Below are 19,800 nucleotides of genomic sequence, written 5' to 3' on the forward strand. Positions count from 1 at the left end.
GAGGGGCCAAAGGTCAAGTCATTTGGTCCCGAGCCATTTCTTGGCGGCGGCCTCCGCCTTGGCGCGGTCGTCGGCCGGCAGGTCGGAGAGCTGCTTGTCGAGCTCCGGATCGCCCTTGCCGGACGTTTTGGCCACCAGATGCCATTTGAACCCCTCGACCTTGTCCACCGCTGTGCCCATGCCGTTGATCAGCACCCAGGCCAGCCGGTTTTGCGCGATTGCGCTGCCCTGGCGGGAGGCCTTGCGCAGCAACGCCACGGCCGCGGGCTGGTTCTGCGGCGTGCCGGTGCCGTTGAACAGGGCGATGGCATATTCGACCTCGGCATCGACATTGTCGGCCAGCGAGGCCGCCTGGAGCAGCCGCACCGACCGTTCGGGGTCCTTCGGCACCCCGGTGCCCTCCTTGTAGAAGGTCGCGAGCGCGTATTGCGCCTCGGGCAGGCCGGCGTCGGCCGCCTGGCGCAGCAGCTCGGCGGAGCGCTTGACGTCCTGCGGCAGGGTCTGGCCGTCGAGATAAAGCAGCGCGAGATTATAGGCCGCCTTGGGCTCGCCGAGCTTGGCGGCGGAGGCCATCAGCTTGACCGCCTCGCCCTTATCGACCGGGCCGCCGCGGCCGGCCATGCGCAGCATGGCGAGCGCGAACATCGCTTCGCGGTCGCCGGCATCGGAGGCGCGCTTGTACCACTCGACCGCCTTGGCGTAGTCGCGCCGGATGCCCATGGCGTTGGAGTAAAGCTCGCCCAGCATGGTCATGGCCTTGGCATCGCCGGTCTTGGCGCGCGCGCTGGCGAGGTCGAAGGCGGTCTTGTACTGGCCGCGCTGATAGGCGCCGAACACCAGGTCGACGTTGGAATTGTCGGTCGCCGGCGCCGGAATCACGGTGGCCGGCAGCGTCGGGCTCGGCGAGGCCGACGGCTTTGGCGCCGGCGCGGCCTCCTTCTTCTTGGTGATCGTGTGCGGCGCGGCCTTCGGCTTGTCCTTTGCCGCGTCCTTGGGCGCTTCTTTGGGCTTCTGCTTGTCGGGCGCAGGGCTCGGGATCGTGGCCGGCGGCGTGAGCTGGAGCTGCGCAGCCGCAGGCGTTGCCAGGACCAGCGCGGCCAGAAGCGTGATGCGAGGGAGCTTCATGGCGGGCGCTAGCCCTGGCCCACGGCAGCAGCCGTGAAGGCCTTCTTGATCGTGGCATCGGCCTCGATCAGCGCCGCTTTGGGGCCGCGCGGGTCGGCCCAGACGAGATCGCCGACCAGCACGAAATCGGCGCCGCTGGCGGCGAAGTCATGCGCCTCCTCGAACGACATGGCGAAGCCGACGCAGGGCGGCTCGAACAGCTCGGCCCACCAGTCGAGCCGCTCGGCGATTGCCTGAGGAGAGGGGCGCTGGCCGTTGGCGTCGGGCTCGCCGAACAGCAAATAGTCGGCGCCCGTCTCGCCCGCTTCCATGGAATGGTGCCGCGTCGTCAGCCCGCCGACGCCGGCGATGCGATCGGGCTTGAGCGACGGCATCGCCTCTTTCAGTGCGGCGATGCCGGGGAGATGCGCGCCGTCGGCGCCGCCGCGCGCGACGAGCTCAGGATGGCCGTCGACGAGCAGGGCCGCGCCGGCATTCTGCACAACCGGGGCCAGGGCCTTGATCCGCGAGATCATGGTGCGCTGGTCGGTCTCCTTCAGCCGCACCAGCACCGCTGCAACGTCGGCGGCTGCGAGCAGGCCCGGCAGCTCGGCAACAAGCGATGCGGGATCATCGACAACAGGCGTCGCGAGATAAAGGCGTGGCGCCGGGCGCGGCGGAGGCGGCTTGTTCGACAAGATCTAGGCTGCCTTCTTTTCCAGGCTGCTTTGCCATTCGCCCTTGGAGGCGAGGCCGTTCATGCGCGCACGATGACTGAATGCGTCTTGTCCGGCCGTAACATTCTCAGGCCTGCCCGACCAGGCCTTCTGCGGCGCGGCCTGCAGCGCGCGGCCATAGGAGAAGGTCAGGCCCCAGGGCAGCGGGCCGAGCTTGTGCATGGCGTTGAGATGCGCGGTCGCATCCTCATCGGATTGGCCGCCGGAGAGGAAGGCGATTCCGGGCACGGCCGCCGGCACGCAGGCCTTCAGCAGCCGGATCGTCTTCTCCGCGACTTCCTCGACGGAGGCCTGCTTTGCGCATTTTTTGCCCGAGATCGCCATGTTCGGCTTCAGCACCATGCCCTCGAGCGCGACGCGCTGCACCCGCAATTCCTGAAACGTCTTGTTGAGCACGCGGCTCGTAACGTCGTAGCAGCGGTCGATGTCGTGATCGCCGTCCATCAGCACCTCAGGCTCCACGATCGGCACGATCTGCGCGGCCTGGCACAGTGCGGCGTAACGCGCCAGCGCGTGGGCGTTGACGCTGATTGCGGTCATCGAGGGAACGCCGCTGGCGATGTCGATCACCGCGCGCCATTTGGCGAAGCGCGCGCCGCGTTCGTAATATTTCTTCAGCCGCTCGGCGAGCTTGTCGAGTCCGACGGTGACGAGCTCGCCCGGGCACATCGGCAAGGCTTGCGTGCCCTCGTCGACCTTGATGCCGGGAATGGCGCCGCTCTGTTCGATCAGCTTGACCAGCGGCGTGCCGTCTTTCGCGTCCTGCCAGATCGTCTCGTCATAGAGGATCACGCCCGAGATGTACTGGCTCATGGCCTCCTTGGAGCGGAACAGCATCTCGCGATAGTCGCGGCGGTTGCCTTCGGTCGATTCCACGCCGATCGCGTCGAATCGCTTCTTGATGGTGCCGGAGGATTCGTCGGCGGCAAGGATGCCCTTGCCGCGCGCGACCATGGCGGTCGCGACCTTGTTGAGCTCAGTCAGATTCATCGAGAGGTCCTCCCAAAACGATTCTGCCCTTGCCTGTGAAAATAGACGGTTCTCGGGCAATTGCCGAGTTAACGTTGGTCGCAGGGTAAAGGGGGGAGGTCATCGGGGATACGTTTGGCCGGGCTGGCTGCCCTCAACCTCGCCCCGCTTGCGGGGAGAGGTCGGACTTTACGCGACGCGTAAAATCCGGGTGAGGGGGTACAGGTCTATCGGTAGGGCACAACTCGCGGAGAGAGCCCCTCACCCCAACCCTCTCCCCGCGAAAAGCGGGGCGAGGGAGCGATAGAGCGCGATCGTTACGCGACCTTCGGATCCAGCTCGCCCTTGGCGTAGCGCTTGGCCATGTCGGCGGGGGTCAGGATCTTCTTGAACTTGGCGGCCTGGCCTGCGGTGTTGAACTCCTGGAGCCGCTGCTTGCACAGCTTGGTCATCGCTTCCATCGCCGGCTTCAGATATTTGCGCGGATCGAACTCTTCCGGATTGTCCTTCAGCACTTTCCGGATCTGGCCGGTCATGGCCATGCGGTTGTCGGTGTCGATGTTGATCTTGCGCACGCCGTTCTTGATGCCGCGCTGGATCTCGGCGACCGGCACGCCCCAGGTCGGCTTCATCTTGCCGCCATAGGCGTTGATGATGTCCTGCAGGTCCTGCGGCACCGACGAGGAGCCGTGCATGACCAGATGCGTGTTCGGCAGCTTGCGGTGGATCTCCTCGATCACATTCATGGCGAGGATGTCGCCGTCGGGCTTGCGGGTGAACTTGTAGGCGCCGTGCGAGGTTCCCATCGCGATCGCGAGCGCGTCGACCTTGGTCTCCTGGACGAACTTCACCGCCTCGTCCGGATTGGTCAGGAGCTGGTCGTGGCTCAGCTTGCCTTCGGCGCCGTGGCCGTCTTCCTTGTCGCCCATGCCGGTTTCGAGCGAGCCGAGCACGCCTAACTCACCCTCGACGGAGATACCGCCGAGATGGGCCATGTCGGTCACCGTCTTGGTCACGCCGACATTATAATTCCAGTCGCCGGGGGTCTTGCCGTCGGCCTTGAGCGAGCCGTCCATCATCACCGAGGTGAAGCCGGCCTGGATCGCCGTCATGCAGGTCGCGGCCTCGTTGCCATGGTCGAGATGCACGCAGACCGGAATGTGCGGGTAGATCTCGGTCACGGCGTCCATCATGTGCTTGAGCATGACGTCGTTGGCGTAGGAGCGCGCACCGCGCGAGGCCTGGATGATGACGGGCGCGTCGACCTGGTTGGCCGCGTCCATGATCGCCAGCGCCTGTTCCATGTTGTTGATGTTGAAGGCCGGTACGCCGTAATCGTTCTCTGCCGCATGGTCGAGCAATTGACGCAACGTGATCCGAGCCATGTGTGTTCTTCTCCGTTTGGGCCTCTCGGGCCGCTTGTTTCTTGCCTTGAATTACTTGGTGCGAAGCACTTCGACGCCGGGCAGCGGCTTGCCTTCCATCCATTCAAGAAATGCGCCGCCGGCGGTCGAGACATAGGTGAACTGACCGGCCACATGGGCCTGGTTAAGGGCCGCAACCGTGTCGCCGCCACCCGCGATCGAGATCAGCTTTTTCGCCTTGGTCCGCTCAGCGGCGTGCTTGGCGGCCGCCACCGTGCCGCGGTCGAACGGCTGCATCTCGAAGGCCCCGAGCGGGCCGTTCCAGACCAGCGTGGCGGCATCGTCGATCGCGGCTTGGACGCGCACGATCGACTGCGGGCCGACGTCCAGGATCATGCCGTCGGCCGGAATCGCATCGAGGCCGTAAGCATGCGAGGGCGCATTCGCGGCGAAATGATAGGCAACCGTCGCATCGACCGGCAGGATGATGGCGCAATTGGCCGCTTCCGCCTTCTCCATGATGCGCACCGCAGTCGCGGCGAGATCCTTCTCGGCCAGCGACTTGCCGACCGCGACGCCCTGGGCGTGCAGGAAGGTGTTGGCCATGCCGCCGCCGATCACGAGCGCGTCGACCTTGTTGACGAGGTTTTCGAGCAGGTCGATCTTGGTCGAGACCTTCGCGCCGCCGATGATGGCGATGACGGGCTTGGTCGGCGAGCCCAGCGCCTTCTCCAGCGCATCCAGCTCGGCCTGCATGGTGCGGCCGGCATAGGCCGGAAGCTTGTGACCGAGCCCTTCGGTCGAAGCGTGGGCGCGGTGCGCCGCCGAGAACGCATCGTTGACCCAGATGTCACCGAGCTTTGCGAGCTCCGCGACGAAGGCCGGATCGTTCTTCTCCTCTTCCTTGTGGAAGCGGGTGTTTTCCAGACAGAGGATGTCGCCGTCCTGCAACGCCGCCACGGCCTTGGCCGCGGGCTCGCCGATGCAGTCCTCGGCGAAGGCGACGGGCTTCTTCACGACCTTCGACAGCGCTTCGGCGACGGGCTGGAGCGAGTCCTTGGCATCACGCCCCTTCGGCCGGCCGAAATGCGCGAGCAGGATGACCTTGCCGCCCTTGTCCGAGATTTCGGTGATGGTCGGCGCGACGCGCTCGAGCCGGGTTGCGTCGCTGACGCGGCCATTGTCCATGGGCACGTTGAGATCGACGCGCAGCAGCACGCGCTTGCCCTTCACATCAACGTCGTCGAGGGTGCGGAATTTGTTGGTCATCTCTGGCTCTCTGTCCCGGGCCTCTGGTCATTCCGGGGCGCGCGTAGCGCGAACCCGGAATCTCGGAGATTCCGGGTCTGGTCCTTCGGACCATCCCGGAATGACGGTGCTCGAATGCGCCAGATCCTTACAGCACCTTCGACATCGCGACGGCGGTGTCGGCCATGCGGTTCGAGAAGCCCCACTCGTTGTCGTACCAGGACATCACGCGCACCAGCGTGCCGTTCTGCACCTTGGTCTGGTCCTCGTGGAAGGTCGAGGAGTGTGGATCATGGTTGAAGTCGATCGAGACGTTCGGCGCGGTGGTGTAGCCGAGCACGCCCTTGAGCTGCTGCTCGCTGGCGCGCTTCATCGCCGCGTTGATTTCCTTGGCGTCGGTGGCGCGCTTGGCGACGATCTTGAGATCGACGACCGAGACGTTCGGGGTCGGCACGCGGATCGCGACGCCGTCGAGCTTGCCCTTCAGCTCGGGCAGCACGAGGCCGATGGCCTTGGCGGCGCCGGTCGAGGTCGGGATCATCGACATCGCAGCCGCACGGCCGCGGTAGAGATCCTTGTGCAGCGTGTCCAGCGTCGGCTGGTCGCCGGTATAGGCGTGGATCGTGGTCATGAAGCCGGTCTCGATGCCGACGAGATCGTTCAGCACCTTGGCGACAGGCGCGAGGCAGTTGGTGGTGCAGGAACCGTTGGAGACGACCAGATGATCCTTGGTCAGCGTGTCGTGGTTGACGCCGAAGACGATGGTGGCGTCGGCGCCGTCGGCCGGGGCGGAGACCAGCACGCGCTTGGCGCCGGCGGCCAGGTGCGCGGAGGCCTTGTCCTTCGAGGTGAAGATGCCGGTGCATTCCAGCGCGATGTCGACGCCGAGATCCTTCCAGGGCAGCTTCGAGGGATCGCGCTCGGCGGTCACCTTGATCTTGTTGGCGCCGAGGCTGATCGAGTCGCCGTCGACGGTCACGGTGCCGGGGAAGCGGCCATGGACGCTGTCGAAGCGAAGGAGATGAGCATTGGTCTCGACCGGACCGAGATCGTTGATGCCGACGACCTCGATGTCCTTGCGGCCGGACTCGGCGATAGCCCGCAGGACGTTGCGGCCGATGCGACCAAAACCGTTAATTCCAACGCGGACTGCCATGTTTCGTCTCCTTATGACCGTTCAGTGACGGCTGTTCAATAACCCCATCGTCCCGCACAACGCGCTTTGCGCGCCTGCGAGGGTTTTTTAGAGGCGGACGCCCGGTTCGGCCGGGCGATGCTTGATCATATGAGAGACTACGTAGTCCTTTTTTTTGGCAACCTCAACTCTCAGCTGACGCGCTTCAGCACAGCGTTAACCGCAGCCTCGGCGGTAATGCCGAAATGCTTGTAGAGATCCTTCGCCGGCGCGCTGGCGCCGAAGGAATGCATGCCGATAAATTCGCCATCCTGGCCGATCACGGCATCCCAGCCCCAGCGCACCGCGGCCTCGATTGCGACCTTCACCGGTGCATTGCCGATGATGGCGGCGCGCTTGGCCTCTGGTTGCGCTAACAACAGCTCCAGCGAGGGCACCGAGACCACCCGTGACGCGATGCCGCGCTCGGCGAGCTGCTTCTGGGCGGCCACTGCGATCTCGACCTCGGAACCGGAAGCGAACAGTGTCGCCTTGGCTTCGCCCTGGGCGGCGACCAGCTCGTAGGCGCCGGCCGCGCAAGGGTTGTCATTCGGCGCGGTGGTGCGGAGCTGCGGCAGGTTCTGTCGCGTCAGCGCCAGCGTGGTCGGACCGTCGATGCGGTTCAGCGCAAGCTCCCAGCACTCGGCCACCTCCATGGCGTCGCAGGGACGGAACACGCGCATGTTCGGAATGGCGCGGAGCGCGGCGAGATGCTCCACCGGCTGGTGGGTCGGGCCGTCTTCGCCGAGGCCGATGGAATCATGTGTCATCACATAGACGACGCCGGCGCCCATCAGTGCGGCCAGGCGCATCGCAGGCCGCGCGTAGTCGGTGAACACCAGGAAGGTCGCGCCGTTCGGCGCGAAGCCGCCGTGCAGGAAGATGCCGTTCATCGCCGCGGCCATGCCGTGCTCACGGATGCCGTAATGGATGAAGCGGCCTTTCGGCGTCTTGGCGGAGAAGGCGGTCGCCGACTTCGCCTTGTTGTTGTTGGAGCCGGTGAGGTCGGCCGAGCCCGCCAGGAACTCCATCGGCATCGCGCCGGCAATGACTTCGATCACGGCTTCCGACGACTTGCGGGTGGCGGCCGTCATCGGCTTTTCCAAGAGCTCTTTCTTGTAGGCGCGCACGGCCTTTGCCAGCGAAGCCGGACGCTCGTGGCGCAGGCGGCGCTCGAACTCGGCGCGCTTGCGGCTGCCGAGCTCACCGAGACGTCCTTCCCATTCCTGGCGTGCCGTCGCGCCACGGCTGCCGGCTGCACGCCAGGCCTTCAGCACATCGTCCGGCACCGAGAACGGCTCAAGCGAGATGCCGAGGTTTTCCTTGGCGGCCTTGAGCTCGTCGGCGCCGAGCGCTTCGCCATGCGCCTTCGCCGTGCCGGCCTTGTGTGGCGCGCCGAAGCCGATGGTGGTGCGGCAGGCGATCAGCGTCGGCTTGTTGGATTTCTGCGCGCGGGTGATCGCTGCGGCGATGGCAGCCTGGTCATGGCCGTCGATCTTCTCGGCGGCCCAGCCGGCCGATTTGAAGCGCTTCACCTGATCGACGGAGTCGGAGATCGAGGTCGGGCCGTCGATCGAAATGCCGTTGTCGTCGTAGAGCACGATCAGCTTGCCGAGCTTCCAGTGACCAGCCATGGCGATCGCTTCCTGCGATACACCTTCCATCAGGTCGCCGTCGGAGGCGAGCACGTAGGTGTGATGGTCGACGATCTTCTTGCCGAACTCGGCGGCGAGCATCTTCTCGGCGAGCGCCATGCCGACCGCGGTCGAGATGCCCTGGCCGAGCGGGCCGGTGGTGGTCTCGATGCCCTTGGTGTGGAAGTTCTCGGGGTGACCCGGCGTCAGCGAGCCGAGCTGACGGAAGTTCTTGAGCTGGTCCAGCGTCATCCCTGCGTTGCCGGTCAGGTACAGCAGCGAATAGAGCAGCATCGAACCGTGGCCGGCCGAGAGCACGAAGCGGTCGCGGTCGGGCCAGTCGATTGCAGCGGCGTCGAATTTCAGAAATTGCGTAAACAGCACCGTGGCGATGTCGGCGGCGCCCATCGGTAGCCCGGGATGGCCCGATTTCGCCTTCTCGACAGCGTCCATCGAGAGGCCACGGATCGCGTTGGCCATACGGGTGTGGTCGACTTGCGTCATGTCTGAAATCCGTCTGAAATGAGGCGCTTGGCGGTGGTGCCGGCCGCGTGGGAGGAGCTTGGCGGCCACGAAAGGTGGGGGCTGGGATAGCACCTCGGTTCCGGGAGTCCAAGGCAATCAAACGTCGGTTTGGCCGTAAAAGTTGCTTAGCAGTGCATAGTTTCGCGGCGGCGTTGCGCTCGGCTAGCTTGCCACGTAAATTTCTGCTTCTAACCGCTTGCCGAACCGAGTCTTTTGCCGGACGGCAAGCTCCGAGGTAAAGGCCACGGGCTAAGCCCATAGGTTCCGCCGCTGACTGCATGAACGATCGCGTATCCAACAGCTCTGCCATGACGGAGTCCTCTGCCGTCGAGATCGAGATCGCGACCCGCAGGCTCACGGCGGCGCTCGATGCGCTCGAAAGCGCGGTCGAGCGAAGGCGCGATGCCGACCGTGACGAGAACGAGCTCGCGACACGGATTCAGGCGCTGGGCGCAGACCGTTCGCGGCTTGCCGACGAGCTCGACGGCGCGCTGGTGAAGGCGCGCAAGCTCGAGCGCACCAACCGCGAGATCTCCGATCGGCTGGATTCCGCGATCGTCACGATACGCTCGGTGCTCGATACCGGAGAGGACGGATGAGCCACATCAACGTCACCATCAACGCCCGGCAATATCGTATGGCCTGCGAGGAAGGTCAGGAAGTCCGGCTGTTGAAGCTTGCGGAGAGCCTGGAGACGCGGATTCAGTCGCTGCGTGGAAAATTCGGAGAGATCGGCGATGCCCGTCTCACCGTGATGGCAGCGCTGACCGTTTGCGACGAACTGATCGACGCCGGCAACCGCATCCGCGCCATGGAGCAGGAACTGGTTGAGCTCCGGGATTTCCGTAATGCCGCCGTCGAGCGCGCCCGGATGACCCAGACCGCCGTGGTCAACGCGCTGAACGCCGCCGCCGAACGCATCGAGAAGTCGACCCAGGTCTTGAACCGGACCGTCGGCAACGGGATCGCGATCGGGTAGGGCTGCCACCACGCGGGCGGTGCGCTCCCTCCCTCGCTTGCGGGGGAGGGTTGGGGAGAGGGTGTCTCCGCCGGGCGAGAACCCCCAAGAGGAGAGAACCCTCACCCGCCGCGCTTTGCGCGTCGACCTCTCCCGCAAGCGGGAGGAGGTGAGTAACCGGCAGCCGGGCTGGCGATTCGTCAGTATCGTTGTTACATTGCGCAAGCGAGGCTGCGACGCGCGTCCGGAGCCATATATCCCCGGGGCCTTATCGATCCTTTAGGGAACTGTCCCTGGCCGGGCCCGTGGGCCCGGACATATGGTGCCCACCTACTTTCGTAGGGAACTCCGGGATCGAGTGCTTCAACGGCGTCCGCGGCTTCGCACTTTTGTTGGCCTGTTCGTTTCTGTCGAAATTGCGTCCCCTACACGCTTGCGGTTCTATTGAGGCTCGGTGTCATGCCCCGCCTAGTGCGCAATTGCGCACGGGGGGCGGGGCATCCAGTACGCCGCGGCGTCGAGGTCTAGCACTGCGTCTCTGGAATACTGGATCACCCGCCCCAGTGCGAAAGAGCGCACAAGGCGGGTGATGACGGCGGAGCAAGACTTTGCCCTCGGGAAAAGCGCACATGACCAACACCAAATCCGAACTCCGCGCCAAAGCCCTCGCGGCGCGCGATGCGCTGAGCGAGAAGAAACGCATCACGGCCGCTGCAAAACTCGCCAAGCGCGGGCTGCCGTTCGAGTTGCTGCCCGGCAGCATCGTTTCCGGCTATTCGCCGATCCGCAGCGAGATCGATCCGATCCCGCTGCTGAAGAAGCTCGCCGAAGAAGGCGCCAGGCTGGCGCTGCCCTGCGTCACCGCGCGCGGTCAGTCGCTGATCTTCCGCCTCTTCCATCCGAACGACCGCCTGATGCTCGGCCCGCTCGGCATTCCCGAGCCGTCGCCGGCAGCAGCCGAAGTCATTCCCGACATCATGCTGACGCCGCTTGCGGCATTCGACCGTCTCGGCCATCGCATTGGCTATGGTGCAGGGCATTACGATGTCACCTTCGCGCATTTGCGGAAAACCAAGCACATCGTCGGCATCGGGCTCGCCTTTGCGGCGCAGGAGATCAAGGCGGTGCCGGCACTATCGCACGACGTGGCGCTGGATTATGTGCTAACGGAATCCGACGTGTTCGATTTCCGGAGTTCTGAAGTTGCGCATTCTCTTCGTGGGTGATGTCGTCGGCCGTAGCGGGCGTAACGCCATCGCCGAATATCTCCCCGGCATGGTCAAGGACTGGTCGCTCGATTTCGTCGTCGTCAACGGCGAGAATTCGGCCGGCGGCTTCGGCATCACGGAGGCGATCTATCAGGAGTTTCTCGACGCCGGCGCCGATGCGGTGACGCTCGGCAATCATTCCTGGGACCAGCGCGAAGCCCTGGTGTTCATCGAGCGCGCCGAGCGCCTGGTGCGGCCGGCGAACTATCCGCGCGGCACGCCCGGCCGCGGTGCCGCTTTGGTGGAGACCAAGAACGGCAAGCACGCCCTCGTCGTCAACGCGCTCGGCCGCGTCTTCATGACCCCGTTCGACGATCCCTTTGCTGCGCTCGAGCGCGAACTCGGCGCCTGTCCGCTCGGCGTTGCAGCCGATGCCATCGTCGTCGACTTCCATTGCGAAGCGAGCAGTGAGAAGCAGGGCATCGGCTTCTTCTGCGACGGCCGCGCCAGCCTCGTCGTCGGCACGCATACGCATGTGCCGACCGCCGATCACCAGATCCTGTCGGGCGGCACCGCCTACATGACCGATGCCGGCATGACCGGCGATTACGACTCGATCATCGGCATGCAGAAGGAAGAGCCGCTGCGGCGGTTTACCTCAGGAATTCCGTCGGGCCGGTTCGAGCCGGCGGCGGGTGCGGCGACGCTCAGCGGTGTTGCGGTCGAGACGGATGACGCAACGGGGCTCGCACTCAAGATCGCGCCGGTGCGTGTGGGCGGAAGGCTGGAGCCGGCAACGCCGAAATTCTGGTTGAGCTGAATGGCGGCGCTGCACACTCGGTGTCGTCCTGGCGAAAGCCATAATCCCAGGGAGTAGTTGCTGCGCGAAGCTGGTCACTCCGGGCCTTCGCAAAACGACCGCTGCGGCGTAGGGGTCCCGGATCTGCGCTTCGCTTGTCCGGGACGACGGCAGAGATTGACGCGCGGTCACGTGTCAATCTCGCCCCACGCGACTCCACTGTCCGAAAAATTGTGCGCCTGTTTTGCCCGTCCGAGCCAAATTGCGTCGCGGCCTACAGGCGTAAGCCGTTGATTCCCCACGCCTCGGCTACGGTGCATGGGGTTGTTTTTCAGGTTTTGATTCAACGGCCGTCAGCCCTGCCGGAATCCCATCCGGAACGCGCCCCAATGCTTGCCGCGGACCATGATCGGCGAGGAGAGGTCCTTCATCAGCACGAACTGCCCGCCGCCCATGTCGCGGCGGTAGGTCTGGAGCAGGAAGGGTTTTGTGTTGGCCGCGACCTTCTTCACGGTGCGATCGGTGAACAGGCGGCGGTTGCGGCAATTGGCGTTGTTCCAGACCGGATCCTTGCCCTGGGGCAGGCGGTAGTTCGGATTGTGCGTCGGCAGGTAGCCGCCCCTCGCCCAGGCGACGCAGAACACGATGCGCGGATCCGACTTCTGGATCGGGTCCTGAATCGCCGGCAGCACGCGGTCGGTGAAGTCGACGTAGTTGGTGTTGTACTGCTTGGGATCGGTCCCGGCGATCTCGCGGTAGTTTTCGTCCATGAGCTGGTCGAGCGTGATCTCGCCGCGGTCGATTGCGGCTTCGAACTCGGCGGAGATCCGCTTGGCGGTGTCGACGACGACACGTATCAGCGGTGCGTCCGATGTCTCCACACCGCTGTCGGCGATCAGCGCGATCAGGCCTTCGGAGGTGTCGAGCAGTTTTGTTACGCGCTGGTCGGCGCTCTTGAGGTCGCGCGAGGAGAGGTCGACGCCCCTGGCGAGCTCGTTGAGCTCGCTGATCACGGTGTCGCAATGGCCAAGATTGGAGGTCGCCGCGCGCGTGACGCTGTCGATCTCCGCTTCCACGGAGGCGAATCCCTGCTGGACCCGCGAGATGATGCCGGAGATCTGCTGGGCGCCTTCGCCGGCGGTCTTGGCGCGCTGCGAGGCGTCGCTGCTTTCGCCGATCAGGCCTTCGATCTGGCCGTCGAGATCGCGCACGGTGTCGGAGATCTGATGCGTGGCCTGGCGGGTGGCTTCGGCGAGGTTCTTCACCTCGCTTGCGACCACCGCAAAACCGCGACCCGCGTTGCCCGCGCGCGCCGCCTCGATGGTGGCGTTCAGCGCCAGCAGATTGGTCTGTTTCGCGATCGCCTCGATCGAGCCGGACACCTTTGCCACCTGCGCCAGCGCCGAGCCGACGGCACTGAGGCGAGCCTCGATCCGCTCCACCGCCGCCACCAGCTCGGAGATGTGGCTGACGGCGGTATCGACCGCGCTGCGCGACTGCGCGATCTCGCCGACCGCCGCCGACGTGGTCGTCTGCACGGCCTGCGAGGCATTGGCGATGTCGTGATTGGCCGAGACCATCGTCTCCGCCGTCTTCTGCAGGTGGTGGAACCGTTCCGACTGGTTGGCGACGCGGCTTGCGACTTCCTGGACATTGCCGGCGATGTCGGCGAGCTCCACGCCAAGACCGCCGATGCGATCGGCAAGCTGGTCGATCAGCCGCTCGGCCAGCGTTCGGTTGGAGCCGGTGTCCAGTACTGCAAGTTGTGCGAGGGACATTTACGGGCTTTCTTCAGGCGGAGCCGTCCATCGGCTCACCGCGGCATTCCCATTCCGATTCCGACGTTAAAGGATGATTCGCGCCCGGCGTCTTGCCTGAGCGTGCACTACAGCTTGTAAGCTGTGCGGAATCCACCCCAATGCCGGCCCTGCACGCGGATCGGGACGTCGATCTCGCGCATCATCACGGTATTCCCATTGCCCATGTCACGCGCGTAGCTCTGGACCAGGTACGAGCGCAGGTTGCGCGCGGCGGCCAACCCCGCCGGATCGTTGAAGATTCGCCGGTTGCGGCTGTTGGCCGTGTTCCAGGCGGTATCGCCCGGTCGCTGTGGATGCGAATAGATCTTGTTGTGGACCGGCAGGAAGCCGTTGCGGTCGACCATGGCGCAGAACGCCATGCGTGGTTCCCTGGCGAGAAAGGCTTCCTGGAACGGCGGCAAAGCCCGGTCGGCCCAATCAAGATATTTTGTGCGGTATTGCTGCGGATTGGTGCCCGCGATCTCCGCGTAGTCCGTGTCGAAGAGGTCATCCATTTTGACCTCGCCGCGCGCGACCGCCTGCTCGAATATCCGGGTCAGCGCGTTGCCCGCCTCCATCGCGCGGGTGACGAACTCCGTGTTCTCCTCGTGGATCGACCAGAGCTTGTCTTCGATCTTCTCGCGCAGTGCGGGATCGGGGGCGACGAATTGTGCACGGGCGCCGGCCTTGGCTTGCTCGACCACGCGCAGCCGGCAGGTGCCGACGTCTTCGAGGGTGCCATCGATGATCGCCTGCGGCGTGAGCCGGCTTGCCTCCGCACCGCCGATCAGCACGCCGTCCATCGCGATCTCATAGACCGGCAACATGCCGCGTGTGCTCTCGAATTTGAGATGGCACGGCAGCCGCTCGGTCTTGCGGCGGTCGTCGTGCTCGCTCTGCTTGAGCAGGACCGCGCAGCGCGATTTCAGCTTCTGCGCGAAGGTCGTCACGGCCTTGCCGGCGCTGGCGACGTTCTCGCCATGGGTCTCGGCGGCCTTGGTCGCGGCGTCGATCTCGGCCGCGCTCTCGCCGACCGAGATGATGAATTCCGATGCGCTTGTCGCGTTGCCGGAGACTTCGCTGGTGGTGGCGTTCTGCTCGGCCACGGCGCCGTTGACGGTGTCGAACACCGGACGGATTGCCTCGATGGCCTGCGAGATCCGGTGCACGGCGTCCGCGGAGCCTGCAGCATCGCGCTGGAGCGCGTCGATCTTCTTGGAGATCTCCTCGGTTGCCCCCTGGGTTTGCACCGCGAGCGCTTTGACCTCGGTGGCGACGACGGCGAATCCTTTGCCGGCGGCGCCGGCGCGCGCGGCCTCGATCGTGGAGTTGAGCGCGAGCAGGGTCGTCTGCCGCGCGATCTGCGCGATCAGGTTGACGACGTTGCCGATCGCAGCCGACGATTCCCGCAAGCGATCGACGTTGGCGCGGGCTTCCTGTGCCGCGGCGCTGGCCTCGTCGGCGAGCTTGCCGGCCTCACGAACCTGTGCGCCGATGCCCTGCGCGGATTGGGTGAATTTGTCCGCGGCATGCGCAAAGCCCGAGGCGTTCGACTGCGCGGCATTGGTCCGCCCGGTCAGCGCGTCGGTGCGCTGGCGGATATCCGCCAGCGTTGCCGCCGTGGCCTCGGCGCCGCCCGCCACCGAATTGGCAGCCCGCTCGAGCTGGCGGATCATGGCACCCAGCTCGAGTTCCAGCAGTTCCAGGATCTCCCGGGCCGAATCACCCTCGGGAGCGGGGGCCGCCTCGGAATTGGCTGGCGACTGCGCGGCCTGCGGAGCAGCCGCAGGCGCAGCCATCTCCGGCAGACGCTTCCGAAATAGTCCGAACGCCATCAGGTCTCTCTTGTCGGGGGACGGTCGGGCGCTATTTTCGCAGTCCGGAATGAAATCAGGGTTAACAATGCCCGACATCCAGGCACGGACCATTCCGGGGGTACCGCTACAGTGCTACCTCAAAGCAGCCGAGCCCTTTGATTCCGGCGGGTTGGCGGCCTATAAGGCCGCGCTTCCCACCGTTACCTTTGGCTGACGATCCTCTAGAGAAGACCACGCATGGCCGGACATTCCCAATTCAAGAACATCATGCACCGCAAGGGGCGGCAGGATGCCCAGAAGTCGAAGCTGTTCGGCAAGCTGGCGCGGGAAATCACCGTCGCGGCCAAGCTGGGCACGCCTGACCCGAACATGAATCCACGCCTGCGCGCGGCCATCATCGCGGCGCGGCAGGAGAACATGCCGAAGGACAATATCGAGCGCGCGGTCAAGAAGGCGCTCGGTAATGAGGGCGAGAACTATGACGAGATTCGCTACGAGGGCTACGGCCCGGGCGGCGTCGCCGTCATCGTCGAGGCGCTGACCGACAACCGCAATCGCGCGGCCTCCGACATCCGCTCCTTCTTCACCAAATCCGGCGGCAATCTCGGCGAAACCGGCTCCGTCTCCTTCATGTTCGACCGCACCGGCATCATCGAATACGACCGCAGCGTCGCTGACGACGACGCGGTGCTCGATGCCGCGATCGAGGCCGGCGCCGACGACGTGGTCTCGGGTGAAGGCGGCCATGAAATCTACGCCTCGACCGAAGGCTATCGCGACGTCGCCAAGGCGCTGGAAGCCAAGTTCGGCGAGCCGCGCAAGGCCGCGCTGATCTGGAAACCGCAGAACACGGTCGCGGTCGACGACGAGACCGGCGAGAAGCTGCTCAAGCTGATGGACCTGCTCAACGAGCACGACGACGTCCAGAACGTCTACGCCAATTTCGAGGTGTCGGACGCGCTGGTCGCGAAGATGGGCGGGTAGGGCGCAGGCGCCTTTCCCCGGGGACTTCTGTTCTGTTTCTGTTTCGCTATCATGGGCCAACCGCTATCACTGGCCCATGACCGCGCTCCCGATTCGCCAACCCGTTCGCATCATCGGAATCGACCCCGGCCTGCGCCGTACCGGCTGGGGCGTGATCGAGGCCGACGGCAACCGATTGATCTACGTCGCCTGCGGTTCGGTGGAACCGCCGGACGATTTGCCGCTGTCGAGCCGGCTGCTCGCGATTCACGAGGGGCTCGCCTCCGTGCTGTCCGATCACAAGCCGATGGAAGCGGCGGTCGAGCAGACGTTCATCAACAAGGACGGCGCAGCGACGCTGAAGCTGGGCCAGGCCCGCGGCGTCGCCATGCTGGCGCCAGCAATGTTCGGCATCTCTGTCGCCGAGTACGCGCCGAACCAGGTCAAGAAGACCGTGGTCGGCGCCGGTCATGCCGACAAGCAGCAGATCGGAATGATGCTGAAGATCCTACTGCCGAAGGCCGAGCCTCCGACGGCGGACGCCGCCGATGCGCTCGCGATCGCCATCACCCACGCCCATCATCGCCAGGGCACGGCGCTCAGGCTGAAGGTGGCGGGACTATGATCGGCAAGCTCAAAGGTCTGATCGATTCCTACGGCGAGGATTATGTCGTCCTCGACGTCGGCGGCGTCGGCTATCAGGTGCATTGCTCGGCGCGTACGCTGCAGCATCTGCCTTCGCCGGGCGAAGCCGCCGTGCTGTCGATCGAGACCTATGTCCGCGAGGACCAGATCAAGCTGTTCGGCTTCCGCACCGACCAGGAGCGCGAATGGTTTCGCCTGCTCCAGACCGTACAGGGCGTCGGCGCCAAGGTCGCGCTCGCGGTGCTCGGCACGCTGGCGCCGGCCGATCTCGCCAACGCCATTGCTCTGCGCGACAAGGCCGCGGTGGCGCGCACGCCCGGCGTCGGGCCCAAGGTGGCCGAGCGCATCGTCACCGAGCTGAAGGACAAGGCGCCGGCGTTTGCCAATGTCGATCCCGCCGTCGTGCATCTCGCCGGTGCCGTCGACGATCAGCGCGCGCCGCGTCCGGTTGCGGACGCGATCTCCGCGCTCGTCAATCTCGGCTATGGCCAGCCGCAGGCGGCCGCGGCGATCGCCTCGGCCTCGCGCAGCGCGGGTGAGAATGCCGAAACGGCACAGCTCATTCGCCTCGGCCTCAAGGAGCTCTCGAAGTGAGCGCGTCAATGGTCAGTCTCGCAGGGTGGGCAAAGCGCAGCGTGCCCACTACCTTTGGAGCGATCGGAGACATGGTGGGCACGGCGCGAAGGGCGCCTTTGCCCACCCTACGAGGAGTTGGCTGAGTGAGCGATCCCAAGGCCAATCGCATGGTCTCGCCCGAGCGCCGTAGCGACGATGTCGGCGACACCGCGCTGCGTCCGCAGTCGCTGTCCGATTTCGTCGGCCAGCAGCAGGCGCGCAAGAATCTCTCGATCTTCATCGAAGCCGCCCGCAAGCGCGGCGAGGCGCTGGATCACGTGCTGTTCGTCGGCCCTCCGGGGCTCGGCAAGACCACGCTCGCGCAGATCGTGGCCAAGGAACTCGGCGTCGGTTTTCGCGCCACATCAGGCCCCGTGATCGCCAAGGCCGGCGATCTCGCAGCGCTGCTGACCAATCTCGAAGAGCGCGACGTGCTCTTCATCGACGAGATCCATCGCCTCAACCCCGCGGTGGAAGAAGTTCTCTATCCCGCGATGGAGGATTTTCAGCTCGACCTCATCATCGGCGAGGGGCCGGCGGCGCGCTCGGTCAAGATCGAGCTGTCGAAATTCACCCTGGTCGGCGCCACCACGCGCGCCGGTCTGTTGACCAATCCCTTGCGCGATCGCTTCGGCATTCCGGTCCGGCTCAACTTCTATACAATCGAGGAGCTCGAGAGCATCGTCAGCCGCGGCGCGCGCGTGCTCAATGTCGGCATGAGCGCCGATGGTGCCAACGAGATCGCGCGCCGCGCCCGCGGCACGCCGCGTATCGCCGGGCGCCTGCTCAGGCGTGTGCGCGATTTTGCCTCGGCGGCGAATGCCGATACGATCGATCGCAAGATCGCCGACCATGCGCTCAGCGCGCTCGAGGTCGACGCCGCCGGCCTCGACGCGATGGATCGCCGCTATCTCACCACCATCGCGCAAAACTACGGCGGCGGCCCGGTTGGCGTGGAGACGATGGCGGCCGCCTTATCCGAGCCACGTGATGCGATCGAGGACATCATCGAGCCCTACCTGATCCAATGCGGCTATCTCCAGCGCACGCCGCGCGGCCGCCTGCTGACCTCGCACGCCTTTCGCCATCTCGGCATTGCCGAGCCGTCGCGCGATGCCGCGGCCCAGTTCGGCCTGTTCGGCACGGACGAGAGCGACGACTGATCTCGCGCAAGGGCAGCGTGCTCCGATTCTCATGAATTTCCGGTAATCTCGTGCAGGCGATCTGCACGAGCGCACCCCAATTCCGCTTCAATCGAGCCGCATCACGGGGCTGCATCATCATCGGGCTATCATGATCACGCGCCGTCATCTCATCCGTTCCATGGGCGGTCTCTCCGCCCTCGGCGTCTCGACGGCGGCCTATGGGGTCGGCGTCGAGCCGGTGCTGCGGCTTCGCGTCACCCGCTATCATCCGATGCCGCGGCAATGGCCCGCGGATTTTCCATTGAAGATTGCCGCGATCGCCGACATCCATGCCTGCGATCCCTGGATGTCGCTGGAGCGGATCGAGGCGATCGTCGACCGTACCAACGCGCTGAATGCCGATCTCATCGTGCTGCTCGGCGACTATGTTGCCGGCCTTCATCAGGTCACGCGCATCATTCCGGCGAACGAATGGGCCAAGGTGCTGACCGGCCTCAGGGCGCCACTCGGCGTCCATGCGGTCATGGGCAATCACGATTACTGGGCCGACAGAAACGTGCAACAGGCAGGGCAAGGACCGACGGTCGCGCATCGCGCGCTGGAAGCGGCCGGCATTCCCGTCTACGAGAATGACGCCGTCCGCCTCCGCAAGGATGGCCGCCCGTTCTGGCTCGCCGGCCTCGGCGATCAGCTCGCCTTTCTGCCGGCGCGGCGCTTCCGGAGCACGGGACGCTTCGGCGCCGATGATCTCAATGCGACGCTCGCCAAGGTCACCGACGACGCGCCGGTGATCCTGCTCGCGCATGAGCCCAACATCGCGCCGCGCGTGCCTGCTCGTGTCGCATTGCAACTGTCCGGCCACACCCATGGCGGCCAGATCCGCCTGCTCGGCTGGTCGCCGGCCGTTTCGCGTCAGCATGGCCTCCGGCTCGCCTATGGTCACTTCCGCCTGAAGTGCGACGTCATCGTTTCCGGCGGCCTCGGTTGCAGCATCATGCCGGTCCGCGTCGGTGTGCCGCCCGAGATCGTCGAGGTGACGCTGGGGCGGGCACCCGTGGCGGCTGTGTCCTAGCCGCGCTTGCGCGGCCGGCCGTTT

Annotated in this window: 18 protein-coding genes and 1 other RNA gene; 10 read left to right on the plus strand and 9 right to left on the minus strand. The window is 65.4% G+C overall.

The window, feature by feature from the left end; all coding sequences use genetic code 11:
- Positions 1 to 18: 18 nt before the first annotated feature.
- From ACWAT4_RS05870 to tkt, 7 genes are all read right to left on the minus strand, one after another.
- Entirely contained in the window at positions 19 to 1,125 is a 1,107-nt protein-coding gene (locus tag ACWAT4_RS05870) for a tetratricopeptide repeat protein (RefSeq protein WP_449730020.1), read from the minus strand.
- Between the two features lie 8 nt (positions 1,126 to 1,133).
- Positions 1,134 to 1,802 carry a thiamine phosphate synthase gene (locus ACWAT4_RS05875; RefSeq protein WP_212446283.1) on the minus strand — a complete coding sequence of 223 codons (669 nt, stop codon included), beginning with the start codon at positions 1,800 to 1,802 and terminating at the stop codon, positions 1,134 to 1,136.
- Positions 1,803 to 1,805: 3 nt separating this feature from the next.
- A complete protein-coding gene (locus ACWAT4_RS05880) occupies positions 1,806 to 2,831 on the minus strand; it encodes a class I fructose-bisphosphate aldolase (protein WP_449730021.1) in 1,026 nt (341 codons plus the stop codon).
- Between the two features lie 296 nt (positions 2,832 to 3,127).
- Complete coding sequence (fba, locus tag ACWAT4_RS05885; RefSeq protein ID WP_212298312.1) at positions 3,128 to 4,195, minus strand: class II fructose-bisphosphate aldolase; 1,068 nt, start codon at positions 4,193 to 4,195, stop codon at positions 3,128 to 3,130.
- A gap of 51 nt (positions 4,196 to 4,246) precedes the next feature.
- Positions 4,247 to 5,443 (minus strand): phosphoglycerate kinase, encoded by a 1,197-nt coding sequence (locus ACWAT4_RS05890; RefSeq protein ID WP_212425878.1) that lies wholly within the window; start codon positions 5,441 to 5,443, stop codon positions 4,247 to 4,249.
- 127 nt (positions 5,444 to 5,570) lie between these two features.
- Positions 5,571 to 6,578 carry a type I glyceraldehyde-3-phosphate dehydrogenase gene (gene gap / locus ACWAT4_RS05895; protein ID WP_449730022.1) on the minus strand — a complete coding sequence of 336 codons (1,008 nt, stop codon included), beginning with the start codon at positions 6,576 to 6,578 and terminating at the stop codon, positions 5,571 to 5,573.
- A gap of 170 nt (positions 6,579 to 6,748) precedes the next feature.
- Entirely contained in the window at positions 6,749 to 8,734 is a 1,986-nt protein-coding gene (tkt, locus tag ACWAT4_RS05900; RefSeq protein WP_212446286.1) for a transketolase, read from the minus strand.
- A 299-nt stretch (positions 8,735 to 9,033) separates the two neighbouring features.
- Here tkt and ACWAT4_RS05905 point away from each other — a divergent pair, with 299 nt between their 5' ends.
- From ACWAT4_RS05905 to ACWAT4_RS05925, 5 genes are all read left to right on the plus strand, one after another.
- Positions 9,034 to 9,354 carry a DUF4164 domain-containing protein gene (locus tag ACWAT4_RS05905; protein WP_027530137.1) on the plus strand — a complete coding sequence of 107 codons (321 nt, stop codon included), beginning with the start codon at positions 9,034 to 9,036 and terminating at the stop codon, positions 9,352 to 9,354.
- Entirely contained in the window at positions 9,351 to 9,734 is a 384-nt protein-coding gene (locus tag ACWAT4_RS05910) for a cell division protein ZapA (protein WP_212298308.1), read from the plus strand. The genes ACWAT4_RS05905 and ACWAT4_RS05910 overlap by 4 nt, the downstream gene beginning before the upstream one ends.
- Before the next feature lie 204 nt (positions 9,735 to 9,938).
- A non-coding RNA gene (gene ssrS / locus ACWAT4_RS05915) (6S RNA) lies at positions 9,939 to 10,099 on the plus strand.
- A gap of 243 nt (positions 10,100 to 10,342) precedes the next feature.
- Positions 10,343 to 10,939, plus strand: a complete 597-nt coding sequence (locus ACWAT4_RS05920; protein ID WP_449730023.1) for a 5-formyltetrahydrofolate cyclo-ligase — start codon at positions 10,343 to 10,345, stop codon at positions 10,937 to 10,939.
- Positions 10,917 to 11,741, plus strand: coding sequence for a TIGR00282 family metallophosphoesterase (locus ACWAT4_RS05925; RefSeq protein ID WP_212298306.1), 825 nt, complete (start codon positions 10,917 to 10,919; stop codon positions 11,739 to 11,741). The genes ACWAT4_RS05920 and ACWAT4_RS05925 overlap by 23 nt, the downstream gene beginning before the upstream one ends.
- Positions 11,742 to 12,073: 332 nt before the next feature.
- On the opposite strand, the gene ACWAT4_RS05930 is transcribed toward ACWAT4_RS05925, so the two are convergent.
- Together ACWAT4_RS05930 and ACWAT4_RS05935 are read right to left on the minus strand one after the other, a co-directional pair.
- Positions 12,074 to 13,498 (minus strand): methyl-accepting chemotaxis protein, encoded by a 1,425-nt coding sequence (locus ACWAT4_RS05930; RefSeq protein WP_212298305.1) that lies wholly within the window; start codon positions 13,496 to 13,498, stop codon positions 12,074 to 12,076.
- A gap of 107 nt (positions 13,499 to 13,605) precedes the next feature.
- Complete coding sequence (locus ACWAT4_RS05935; RefSeq protein ID WP_212425880.1) at positions 13,606 to 15,354, minus strand: methyl-accepting chemotaxis protein; 1,749 nt, start codon at positions 15,352 to 15,354, stop codon at positions 13,606 to 13,608.
- 219 nt (positions 15,355 to 15,573) lie between these two features.
- Here ACWAT4_RS05935 and ACWAT4_RS05940 point away from each other — a divergent pair, with 219 nt between their 5' ends.
- The 5 genes from ACWAT4_RS05940 to ACWAT4_RS05960 all read left to right on the plus strand — a co-directional run bounded on the left by ACWAT4_RS05940 (position 15,574) and on the right by ACWAT4_RS05960 (position 19,776).
- Positions 15,574 to 16,320, plus strand: a complete 747-nt coding sequence (locus tag ACWAT4_RS05940) for a YebC/PmpR family DNA-binding transcriptional regulator (protein WP_212298303.1) — start codon at positions 15,574 to 15,576, stop codon at positions 16,318 to 16,320.
- Between the two features lie 76 nt (positions 16,321 to 16,396).
- Positions 16,397 to 16,924, plus strand: a complete 528-nt coding sequence (gene ruvC / locus ACWAT4_RS05945; RefSeq protein WP_449730024.1) for a crossover junction endodeoxyribonuclease RuvC — start codon at positions 16,397 to 16,399, stop codon at positions 16,922 to 16,924.
- On the plus strand, positions 16,921 to 17,538 hold the full coding sequence (gene ruvA / locus ACWAT4_RS05950) for a Holliday junction branch migration protein RuvA (RefSeq protein ID WP_212298301.1): 618 nt from the start codon (positions 16,921 to 16,923) through the stop codon (positions 17,536 to 17,538). Before ruvC ends, ruvA begins: the two co-directional genes overlap by 4 nt.
- A gap of 125 nt (positions 17,539 to 17,663) precedes the next feature.
- Entirely contained in the window at positions 17,664 to 18,722 is a 1,059-nt protein-coding gene (gene ruvB, locus ACWAT4_RS05955) for a Holliday junction branch migration DNA helicase RuvB (protein WP_349629505.1), read from the plus strand.
- A 130-nt stretch (positions 18,723 to 18,852) separates the two neighbouring features.
- Positions 18,853 to 19,776: a metallophosphoesterase gene (locus ACWAT4_RS05960; RefSeq protein WP_212298300.1), complete on the plus strand. Its 924-nt coding sequence runs from the start codon at positions 18,853 to 18,855 to the stop codon at positions 19,774 to 19,776.
- Positions 19,777 to 19,800 lie beyond the last annotated feature (24 nt).

The organism is Bradyrhizobium sp. T-1 (assembly GCF_053592855.1).

Bases quoted from the DNA above. Each gene is read 5' to 3' on its own strand.
- ACWAT4_RS05870 (WP_449730020.1), bottom strand. From the start codon at position 1,125: ATGAAGCTCCCTCGCATCACGCTTCTGGCCGCGCTGGTCCTGGCAACG.
- ACWAT4_RS05880 (WP_449730021.1), bottom strand. From the start codon at position 2,831: ATGAATCTGACTGAGCTCAACAAGGTCGCGACCGCCATGGTCGCGCGC.
- fba (WP_212298312.1), bottom strand. From the start codon at position 4,195: ATGGCTCGGATCACGTTGCGTCAATTGCTCGACCATGCGGCAGAGAAC.
- ACWAT4_RS05890 (WP_212425878.1), bottom strand. From the start codon at position 5,443: ATGACCAACAAATTCCGCACCCTCGACGACGTTGATGTGAAGGGCAAG.
- gap (WP_449730022.1), bottom strand. From the start codon at position 6,578: ATGGCAGTCCGCGTTGGAATTAACGGTTTTGGTCGCATCGGCCGCAAC.
- tkt (WP_212446286.1), bottom strand. From the start codon at position 8,734: ATGACGCAAGTCGACCACACCCGTATGGCCAACGCGATCCGTGGCCTC.
- ACWAT4_RS05905 (WP_027530137.1), top strand. From the start codon at position 9,034: ATGAACGATCGCGTATCCAACAGCTCTGCCATGACGGAGTCCTCTGCC.
- ACWAT4_RS05910 (WP_212298308.1), top strand. From the start codon at position 9,351: ATGAGCCACATCAACGTCACCATCAACGCCCGGCAATATCGTATGGCC.
- ACWAT4_RS05920 (WP_449730023.1), top strand. From the start codon at position 10,343: ATGACCAACACCAAATCCGAACTCCGCGCCAAAGCCCTCGCGGCGCGC.
- ACWAT4_RS05930 (WP_212298305.1), bottom strand. From the start codon at position 13,498: ATGTCCCTCGCACAACTTGCAGTACTGGACACCGGCTCCAACCGAACG.
- ACWAT4_RS05935 (WP_212425880.1), bottom strand. From the start codon at position 15,354: ATGGCGTTCGGACTATTTCGGAAGCGTCTGCCGGAGATGGCTGCGCCT.
- ACWAT4_RS05940 (WP_212298303.1), top strand. From the start codon at position 15,574: ATGGCCGGACATTCCCAATTCAAGAACATCATGCACCGCAAGGGGCGG.
- ruvC (WP_449730024.1), top strand. From the start codon at position 16,397: ATGACCGCGCTCCCGATTCGCCAACCCGTTCGCATCATCGGAATCGAC.
- ruvA (WP_212298301.1), top strand. From the start codon at position 16,921: ATGATCGGCAAGCTCAAAGGTCTGATCGATTCCTACGGCGAGGATTAT.
- ACWAT4_RS05960 (WP_212298300.1), top strand. From the start codon at position 18,853: ATGATCACGCGCCGTCATCTCATCCGTTCCATGGGCGGTCTCTCCGCC.